The organism is Paenibacillus glycinis (assembly GCF_009909185.1).
Lineage (GTDB): Bacteria > Bacillota > Bacilli > Paenibacillales > Paenibacillaceae > Paenibacillus_Z > Paenibacillus_Z glycinis.
Genome location: NZ_JAAAMV010000005.1, coordinates 211584 through 220878 on the forward strand (window position 1 = coordinate 211584; position 9295 = coordinate 220878).

The following is a 9295-nucleotide window of genomic DNA, read 5'->3' on the forward strand; positions in this document are numbered from 1 at the left end:
GCCTGCTAGGTATTCGTAAGCTTCGCTACTTTCATCAGTTGGTACAATAAAAGGGCGCTCTCTTGACGCTGCGTGTTCTTTCCCGTCTGGAAATGGAATGCGCTGCTTGTCGGCAGTAGTCCCTTGTCCATAGCGGCGGCGTAATACGGTTTTGCCCAAGCCGGCAGCTTGTCGGGGTACACAGTTGAAGAAGTCTTAGTGAGGTCTACGCCCGCGTTGTCGTATTGAAATGCGTTCACCAGCATGACGATCATTTCTTGATGGGTAATGTTTTGATTTGGGCGGAAAGTACCGTCCGTATAACCATTAATCAGACCCGCGTCGACAGCTGCATTAACCTGCGGCGCATACCAAACGCCATTCGCAACATCTTTAAAGCTTTTGGAAGCCTGCTGCTTAGGCAGTATTCCCAAAGCCCTATTAAGCATCGCCGCAAATTCGGCACGCGTGACAACCGATTCCGGCTTGAAGCTTCCGTCCGGATAGCCGTTAATAACCATTCGGTTCGCTAACGCCAAGATGCTGTCTTGATAAGGGTTGCTTTTACCCAAATCCTTAAAGTCAACATGATTTTGGATAACCGTATAGACGGAATTTCCTTTACGCTTCAGCGTCACCTGCAGAATGCCATCCTTCCACTCCCACGTAGTGGGAACCGGGACGTAGGTTTGTGTGATTGGATCATAGGTTAAGCCTGTGTATACGGCATCCGTTTCTTTTGCAACGTTAACATTCAGCACATGCATGGCATAATCGGAAAAGTTCGATAGGATGCGACCCGGCCCGCTTCCTGTCAACTTCACTTCAAACTCCACAGGATCTCCCAACGGGACGCCGGCAGAGCCGCCAAATTGAGCTTTCAATTTGGTCTTATAGTCGCCCGCCGCTTGGGCAATCGTAATAACGACCTTTTGTTCCGAACCGCTGCTTCCTGAAACCGATGCAGATATGGAGCCCACTGGAAGCTGAAGCTTGCCGGATGTCGATTCAAGAATAAGTACGGCAGCCTTTGATTGCGCATGAATACTTGCCAATGCGGTTGAATCGATTTGGAATTGGCTGTTTTGCGTTGCCGTTTTTTCATCGGCCCTGATTACGATGACCGGATTTTTCATGAAGCCGGGGTCGCTTATAGCCTTTGAAATAAAGGCCGCCGGCACTTCTGTCAACGACGAGGAAGTCCCATCCGCGTTTGCCTTGATTGTGGTCACGAGTTCGGCTTCACCAGTATCTGCATCTGGAGTTCCGCCGCCTTCAGGTGCTCCGCCTCCTCCGCCGCCGCCAGGCGCTCCTCCTCCTCCTCCGCCGCCGCCAGGAGTTCCACCGCCGCCTCCTCCGCCGGGAGTTCCTCCGCCGCTGCCGTCATTCGTAGCAGCAGGTATAACAACTAAAGTACCTTCGCTTTCGATTTTATCCGTTGATTGCCGAGTAACGAGGATTTTATCCCCTGGATCTCCGATATCTCCAATCAAAATCGTAGTCGCGCTCTGATTCGAATTCACGACTCCGCTTCCTAGGATCGCGGTTTGTTCCTCATTGTACACACGTATAAAATCTCCGGCCACCAGATTATTCACGACGACGTTATCCGCCTGAACCATGTATTTGTGTACGATAATTGATGATGCCGGGATTGCCGGTGTCCGTTTATCCGCTAGAATGATTGGCGTGAAAAATGGCGATATAAAATCGTCGCTTTCCATGAAAACGCCGATTCCGAAGGCCTCCCTCGGCACATCCTTTACCGGAACCGTAACCGAATATGTGCGTTTTCCGCCATCCACCACGGCGATCTCGTCTCCAACGGGACCCTCTTCATTGATAAAATACAAATGATAACGGACATCGGGTATTTCAGTCGTCCCCTGTTTCCACGACACTGTACCTGAAAACTTATTGATATCCGCATTCGTATCCGTCACCGCCAAATCTGTAGGGAGATATCCCGGCGCATCATAAATCGGAGCGGATGCATGAACGTCCAGAATATGCTCGTTGCCGTACATGCCAAGACGAATAATCGGATACACGCCAATGCTTACCGCCCCTTTAGGCATGGTCGAATACGTTATATCATACACGAACCGTGCATCCGTCGATGATTCTGTATTCTTAAAGAAATAATAGATCTGATCAAGCTTATTGCCCTGCTGATCTTGATAATATGCGGTATATCCCGTTATCCCGTCCTGGTCGGAGGGCGGCTCGAAGGACAGCTCGCCGTCAAGCGTACCGGATGTCAGGCTTTCATCCACGAATACGGCATTCGAAGGCCGGCGACCTTCGTTCATGACGGTTTGCATTTCTTCGACGCCGCTGAATTTAAATAAGCGCTTATCGGTTGCCAGGAATATCGTTTGATCGCCGCTGGCATAGACATGCTGGACGTATACTAACAAATCGGACGATTTCGTAAAGCTGTCTCTGTCATAAACGGCCGCATTGCTGAACACCGTATTCCCGCGCGCAGCGATGATCTGTTCCGGATAAGTTCCGTATTGGACAGATAATTGGTTCACGTCGAGCCTTAGATTCCCGTAGTACAAATTATTCTCATCTAAAATGATATCGTTGCCGATATGATCCGTTGTTATAGGTTTACTTTCAAGCAAATTGTACGTTTGACTATCGTATTTATATAGACTTGAACTATCTCCGCCGTAGAGTATGTTATGATCCGAATCCAACATGAACGTATTGGGATAACGGATCCCCGTGCTCGTCTCATTAGCGATCGCATCCGTAGCGGAAGTACGATCGGCCGAGGTCACGCTGATGCCGTTCTCGCCATAGTACAGAATTCGGTTGTTTTGATCGGGATACACATGATACGGGTAGCTCTTCGTGGTGATTTCGGCAAGGGATGCTTCCATCGGTATTCCGTCTGCCAGCTCCATCACGTCGATATGGTTCTCTCCGTCAAAGATGACATAAACCTTGTTATTGAACAGCTTAATCTCCCTTGGACCGGAACCGATGAACATCTTCTTTACTTCGGTCATGTCATCTTTGCGAATCACGGCAAGTTCGTTGGTGCTTGCAACAATGGCATAGATGTAAGGAGATTCATCCGTGGTAATCCAGTCCGTAATCGCCTGATCGCTTCGGATCGAGTACGAATCCGCAGTAAAAGAGGCGGTCGTCCTTTGCGGTATCGTCAGATCGACTCGCGTGATCTTCTTGGCATCCTCGAACCAATTTTCAATGCCTGCCAGATACGCGCGACCACTCGAGTCGAGCAGAGCGAACCTGCTGGCGGAAGGGAATAGCGCTAACGGGGTATATGAATCTTTATCGTATACGCCTTGCGTAGTAAGAACATACGAATCCGTTACACCCAATACGACGGCTTCGAGATAAGTGTAATCGTCATTTGTTCTCGAGTATGTGCCAGTGGTCTCCGTCAGATTCTCTTTATTGAACTGATGACCGCCAAAATACACGGATTGCTCGTCAATGAATATATGTTTGAGCGATTGAGAGGCTCCTCCAATTTCCATATCGTCATCAATGTCATGACTCAGCTGTACTCCGGTCTCGGCGTCAATAGCCGCTATTCCTCCGTAAGAAGACAATTGACCGACGTAGAGCGTGTTGGACGGCTCATCGATCGCCAGCGCGACATCATCAAACGAGTACCCGCTTTGCAGTAAGGCACTCGTTCGATTACCTTTGTCGTATTTGTAGATCTTCTCATCCTCGGTACCGTAGAAAAGACGATTGGAGGAAGCAGCGATCGATGTAGGTATACCGTCCGTAACAATCGTGTCCGTAATTTGTTGCGTTGCAAGATCAACCGTTTTGATCATGGTTGCTCCGGAAAGCGCAATCTGCAGGGATTGACCGTCTCTTGCAAGCGAGTACGGCTTAGAACCTACGCTCAGCGTTTTCACAATCGTCATATCGCTAAGTCGAATAAAATACAGACTATTGGCTGCGCTGGAGACGGCATAGATATAACCCGCATCCTCGTCCAATATCCAGTCCGTCAGCTCGTTCGGAAGCGAGAGCTCAAGAGATGCCGGTGCCGGATCCGCGCCGGCAGCCGGAAGCGCTACCCCCCATGTATTAAGTAATAAAAGCAATAGTACGAATAGAGTCAGTTTTTTGCTTCCTTTTTTCATATCGTGCTTCCCTTCTAGTTTTTAGTTCAATTACCAGTTTAATGATACCTTAGGACGCTCTTATTTCCTATATTAAAATTAGGAAATTCGACCCCTTGATTATGAAGTAAATGAAAATAAACATCTGATATACAAAAAGATGTTTGGGAAATGCGAGATACTCTATGTACGAATAAAAAGGGAGGAGAAAGCGAAAAACCCGACCTCGTACGGTCGGGTTCTGCATTAGGTGGAGACGAACTTATGCTGGTGCAAGGACCTAACAATCAATTGAACCGCTACGCCGCACCGCTCATCAGAACGAAAACCGGGCTTTCGACTTATTGACCGTGCACCTTTAGCCGATATTGCTCGAGGAAGGCGTATCCGTAACCGGGATCATCGGATGGGAGTGACGGTCCGAGGGTACGTCCGTGACCGGGATCACCGGATGGGAGTGACGGTCCGAGGGTACGTCGCTCGACGGTTGACGAGCTTTAAATAGGCGAGCGCATCATAAATTTCTTCCCCGGCTTCGGCGCGAGTGATCGATTTCGCGGGAAGGAAGTTGTTGTCGTCGTCCAGCTTCGCAATGTTCAGAACGAACGCGCCGAGGATTACGCTGTCGACGCCGTTTGCGAATTTGTCGGTGTCGGCAATGCGGTCCGGGCTCATTTTAACAACCGGCAAGCCGACTTGCGTCGCGATGGCGTTCATAAGTGGGCGCGTGAATTCTTCGCGCGTCCACGTTTGCTCCGGATCGATATCCTTCGGCAAATCCAAGCCGTTGTTCGCGGCGATGATCAACGTATTCGCGTACCAAGCCGTGTCGTCGGCTTTCGAATAATAGTCGCTTGCTTTCGGCGCTTTCATGAAGCGAATCTTCCGGAAAGTTGCAATGCGCGAGCAATTCATGCGACGACGTCTTGAGGCAATTTAATTCAAGCTATGTAGCGAAAGAAGAACAACGCTGAGGAATCCGCTTAACTATTAAGCGAACCCCCTTATTCAATTCCTATACAGCGGCTTCTAATTGAGCTTAAAGCAATGCCTATGCGGCAAAGAAACCAACGAGCGAACCGAGGCGCTACATTATAATCCAAGCTCGGAGAGACTGGGATAATGATCCGGACGGCGCCCCGACGGCCAGCGGAACTTCCGGTCGGCCTCGCGGATCGGCATATCGTTGATCGACGCGTAACGGCGCTTGTTCAATCCGGTTTCGCTGAATTCCCAATTCTCGTTCCCGTAGGATCTGAACCATTGGCCCCCGTCGTCATGCCACTCGTAGGCGAAACGCACCGCGATCCGGTTCCCGTTAAAGGACCAGAGCTCCTTAATGAGCCGATAATCCAGCTCCTTGTTCCACTTCCTCGTCAGAAACTGAATGATCTCCGCCCTGCCCACGGGAAATTCGACCCTGTTCCGCCAAGGGCAGTCCTCGGTGTAGTCCATCGCCACCAATTGAGGGTCGCGCGTGTTCCAGTCGTTTTCCGCCTTTCGGACCTTCGCGGTTGCCGTCTCCAATGTGAAAGGTGCCAAAATAATTCGCATCGAACCGTGCACGTCTCCTTTGCCGTTGCTTGCCGTATGACCCCAAGGGCTTGCTGCTGCGTTAACATTCATCCCGTTTCGAGCGCCTTTGGCCTGGTCATTTGTACCATTATACGGCGACGCGGTCGACGTGTGCGGCATGAACGCGAGCTTTGCTTGGCATAACCATAATATCCATTACTGGAAAGAAATCATTCGGAGAGATGCCCATTTGCGTAATCGAGCGCCAGTTGCTTAACTTCTTAAGAAAGCAAAAATCCACAACCTCATTCGGTCGTGGATTGTCTTGATTGGGACGATTGGATTCCGGGCTGCAATTCGCAAGCGTGCAGCCTGCCCCCGCTGCAGCGGAGCTATTTTTCACCCTTTTAGGGTTTCCCGGCTTCGGCGATTTCGATGGCAACGGTTCAGGTTAGAGGGAGCTTCCAGTCGTTCCCGCCATCATCTCCTTCACCGCATCCCGAATCGTGCTCGATGGAATCGCGAATCCGATGCCTTGCGCTTCGGCGTTGACCGCGGTATTGACGCCGATCACTTCGCCTTTCGCGTTCAGCAGCGGCCCGCCCGAATTGCCGGGGTTAATCGAAGCATCGGTTTGCAGCAGATGCTCGTAGGGATGCTCGGAACCGTCTTCCTCCGTGACCGTGATCGGACGTTCCTTCGCGCTAAGCACGCCTGTCGTCATCGTATGATCCAAGCCGTACGGATTGCCGATCGCGATGACCCAGTCGCCGATATTTGCCTGATTCGAGTCGCCAAAGCTAAGCGACGGAAAGCCCTTGCCATCCGGCGTCTCCACCTTGATCACCGCCAAATCCAGTTTTTCGTTCTGGTTGATGATCTTGGCCTTCAGCGGCTCGTCGTATCCGGGCACCGTTACCTTAAGCTCCGCGGCATCGGCAATGACGTGCTGGTTGGTCAGGATATAACCGTCGTGATCGAAAAAGAATCCGGATCCCGTGCCCATCAGCACCGGCTCTTCATTGCTTGGCGTCGACTGCTGTCGACCGCCGGGCCGACCTCCGCCGTCGAAAAGGTTGGCTCTCGACTGATTGTTCTCGACGCCGTAATTCCCGATCTCCACGACCGCGGGGTTCGCTTGATTGAATACTGCAGCGAAATCATCGGTGGACGCCTGGAGAGAAGCGGTCGTTAATCCGGCATCGGCCGAATGGGAGTCGCCGTTCGCAGCGGTCGTCTGGGCGGCGCCGGAAGCCCCGCCTCCGAACAAATCCAATCGATCGGACATGTACGTCAGCCCGCCGATCGTTAAAGCGCCGGCGAGAAAGGCGGCCAGAATCGTTTGGGACGCCGTTCTTCTGCGTCGATGCCCGCCGCCTCCCGAAGCTCCTCTCCCATCGTTTGCCGCGATCGCTTCTTCATACGCCGACTGCAAGTCCGCCGTCTTCTTCGGAGAATCGTAGCGATACATGATCAGGCCATCGCTGGCGTCATCGCGTTCCTGTTTATTTTCCATATGCTCATCCATTCGGATCATCCTCTCGTGCTCTTGATGACTCTATTATGCGGAACGATCCTAAAAGGAAGCTTAAATCTACCTAAAAGAACGCTGAGAATTTTGCGAAATATTCAGGAAAATCGAACCAGATTCTTGGTTAAGCAGCGGATTCTCCTAGTAGCAGAGCCGTGCCATTCATCGATGCGAGACGTTGATCATCGAAGCAAAACAGCAAAAATCCACTACCTCATGCGTTAGTGGATTTACATTTGGTGGAGGCGAGGGGATTTGAACCCCTGTCCGAAGACAACGCCACACAGGCTTCTACGGGTGTAGTCACGGTTTTGATGTCACCCTAGGAACTCCCCGTAACCGGATTCCCTTCGGGTCAGCCTGATTGTCTTCTTCCGTCGACCCCAGGCGGAGACCGAACGGCGTATCCCACTATTTGTTAGCCCCTAGTCTAGTCACATGGGCGATGCTAGGTAGGAGCACGCTAACAGGTTATTAAGCTGCTAAAGCGTAGGATTGTTGTTGTTTGCCGTTTAATAGGCTTTAGCGTTGATGAAGCAGACGACTCCCTGCTACCCGCAACCCATGCTCGAACTATCCCCGTCGAATCCATAAACGCCCCCAATGGCGCATAAACGGCGATTAGCCCTCCGTTTAGCAGTCGAGACGCTTCGACGAATGATGCCGCCTGCACTGGCCGGACACCGGTTCACCCAAGCATGTTGAAACGATAAACGTTTCTTTCGTTGCTCACTTAGTATACCACACATCGTGTATTACCGAGTAAGCGTCTTGCTGGAAGCCATGGCGACGTTCTCCACTCACTTCCGGCTGCCGCTGCAATAGCCAACGAACGCTACCGGGCAACCTTCTGTTTCTCGCGAAGCGCACGTTGAATGTCGCGCTGCGCGTCCTTCTTCGCCGCGGACTCGCGTTTGTCGTACTGCTTCTTCCCTTTGCCAAGGCCGATGAGCAGCTTCGCGTAGCCGTTGCGCACGTAGATCTTGAGCGGCACGATCGCATAGCCGTCTTGCTTGGACAAGCCGAGCAGCTTATGAATCTGCGCTTTGTGCATGAGCAGCTTGCGCGCCCTTGTCGGGTCGACGGGATTGCTTCGGTTCCCTTGCTCGAAATAGCTGATATGCATGTTGTGGATGAAAATCTCGCCGTTCCGGATCGTCGCGAACGCATCGCTGATGTTCGCCTTGCCCATCCGCACCGACTTGATCTCGCTGCCCATCAGCACCATGCCCGCTTCGAAGGTATCCTCGATGAAATAGTCATGGGAAGCCTTCTTGTTCTGCGCAAGCTGTTTGCCGTCGCTTTTCTTCGCCATGCCGTTCACCTCTCCCCTGTTTGTTTAGCCTGTCCCGGCCATGAGCAACGCGCGCTCAAGCAAAGAAACGGACTTCCAACCGCAGCTAGAAGTCCATTGTAGCAACTTTACGAACCGAAATCAAGAATTGGTAAAACGCGCAAAACCCGCGTCTTACTTGCGTTTCTTCCGAACGAAGGCCGCCGTGGCATTGCCGCCGGATTTTTTCTTGCGCGGCTGCGCGCTGCCTGCTGCCGTTTCGTTACTGGTGCTTGGCGCGGTCTGCAGCTGGCCGCTGCCGGCCGGCCCGCCGGACTTCTTGCGGCGCGAGCCCGTACCTTGGCCCGGGTTGGCGTTCGCCTGGGCGCCGCCGCCCTGGCCTTGACCGGAACCGCGTCGTCCGGCGCCGGACGGTCTGCCGCCGCCGTAGCCGCTGCGATCGCCGCCGGAACGTCCGCGTCCCGAGCCATCGCCGCGTCTGCCGCGCGAACGGTTAGCGTCGTCCGGATCTTCGCCGTAGTCTTTGAGCGAACCGGCATTGTGAACCGGCAGCCCCCACATGTCGGTGCGAACCGCTTTGCGGCGTTCGCCGCCGCTGCCCGATGATCCGCCGCCGGACTCGCCGCCGCTGCCGTCGTTGCTGAGCAGACGATTCAGATTATAATCGTCCTCCGGCTTCCATGCGCGCTGGTCGTTCGGCCGAGCCGCTTGCTGCTCGGCTCCGCCGCCGCCCGGCTGGCCGCCGCGCTCCTCGCGGCTGCCGCGCCTGCGGCCCCGCCGCTGCTCCGCGGCTCCGCCTGCGGCCGCCGTGCCGGCTTCGCCGCCGCGCTGCCCGCGGCCGCGCGGGCCGAC

5 protein-coding genes, 1 other RNA gene and 1 pseudogene are annotated in these 9295 nt (G+C 53.2%); all 7 read right to left on the reverse strand.

Annotated features, from left to right (window positions below):
* Window positions 1-5: 5 nt before the first annotated feature.
* On the reverse strand, window positions 6-4124 hold the full coding sequence (locus GT019_RS10700) for an S-layer homology domain-containing protein (protein WP_161743132.1): 4119 nt from the start codon (window positions 4122-4124) through the stop codon (window positions 6-8).
* Window positions 4125-4547: 423 nt separating this feature from the next.
* On the reverse strand, window positions 4548-4976 hold the full coding sequence (locus tag GT019_RS10705) for an S-layer homology domain-containing protein (RefSeq protein ID WP_161743133.1): 429 nt from the start codon (window positions 4974-4976) through the stop codon (window positions 4548-4550).
* Between the two features lie 219 nt (window positions 4977-5195).
* Window positions 5196-5729 carry a nuclear transport factor 2 family protein gene (locus GT019_RS10710; protein ID WP_407945075.1) on the reverse strand — a complete coding sequence of 178 codons (534 nt, stop codon included), beginning with the start codon at window positions 5727-5729 and terminating at the stop codon, window positions 5196-5198.
* A gap of 340 nt (window positions 5730-6069) precedes the next feature.
* Complete coding sequence (locus GT019_RS10715; RefSeq protein ID WP_161743134.1) at window positions 6070-7146, reverse strand: S1C family serine protease; 1077 nt, start codon at window positions 7144-7146, stop codon at window positions 6070-6072.
* Window positions 7147-7386: 240 nt separating this feature from the next.
* Window positions 7387-7751: a transfer-messenger RNA gene (gene ssrA / locus GT019_RS10720) on the reverse strand.
* 233 nt (window positions 7752-7984) lie between these two features.
* Window positions 7985-8464 carry an SsrA-binding protein SmpB gene (gene smpB, locus GT019_RS10725; RefSeq protein ID WP_161743135.1) on the reverse strand — a complete coding sequence of 160 codons (480 nt, stop codon included), beginning with the start codon at window positions 8462-8464 and terminating at the stop codon, window positions 7985-7987.
* Between the two features lie 153 nt (window positions 8465-8617).
* A pseudogene (locus GT019_RS10730) lies at window positions 8618-9295 on the reverse strand (hypothetical protein); the annotation flags it as partial.

What these genes read in the sequence shown, in the direction of transcription:
- smpB (WP_161743135.1), bottom strand. Translation starts at nt 8,464, where the DNA reads ATGGCGAAGAAAAGCGACGGCAAACAGCTTGCGCAGAACAAGAAGGCT.
- GT019_RS10710 (WP_407945075.1), bottom strand. Translation starts at nt 5,729, where the DNA reads ATGAATGTTAACGCAGCAGCAAGCCCTTGGGGTCATACGGCAAGCAAC.
- GT019_RS10715 (WP_161743134.1), bottom strand. Translation starts at nt 7,146, where the DNA reads ATGGATGAGCATATGGAAAATAAACAGGAACGCGATGACGCCAGCGAT.
- GT019_RS10700 (WP_161743132.1), bottom strand. Translation starts at nt 4,124, where the DNA reads ATGAAAAAAGGAAGCAAAAAACTGACTCTATTCGTACTATTGCTTTTA.
- GT019_RS10705 (WP_161743133.1), bottom strand. Translation starts at nt 4,976, where the DNA reads ATGAAAGCGCCGAAAGCAAGCGACTATTATTCGAAAGCCGACGACACG.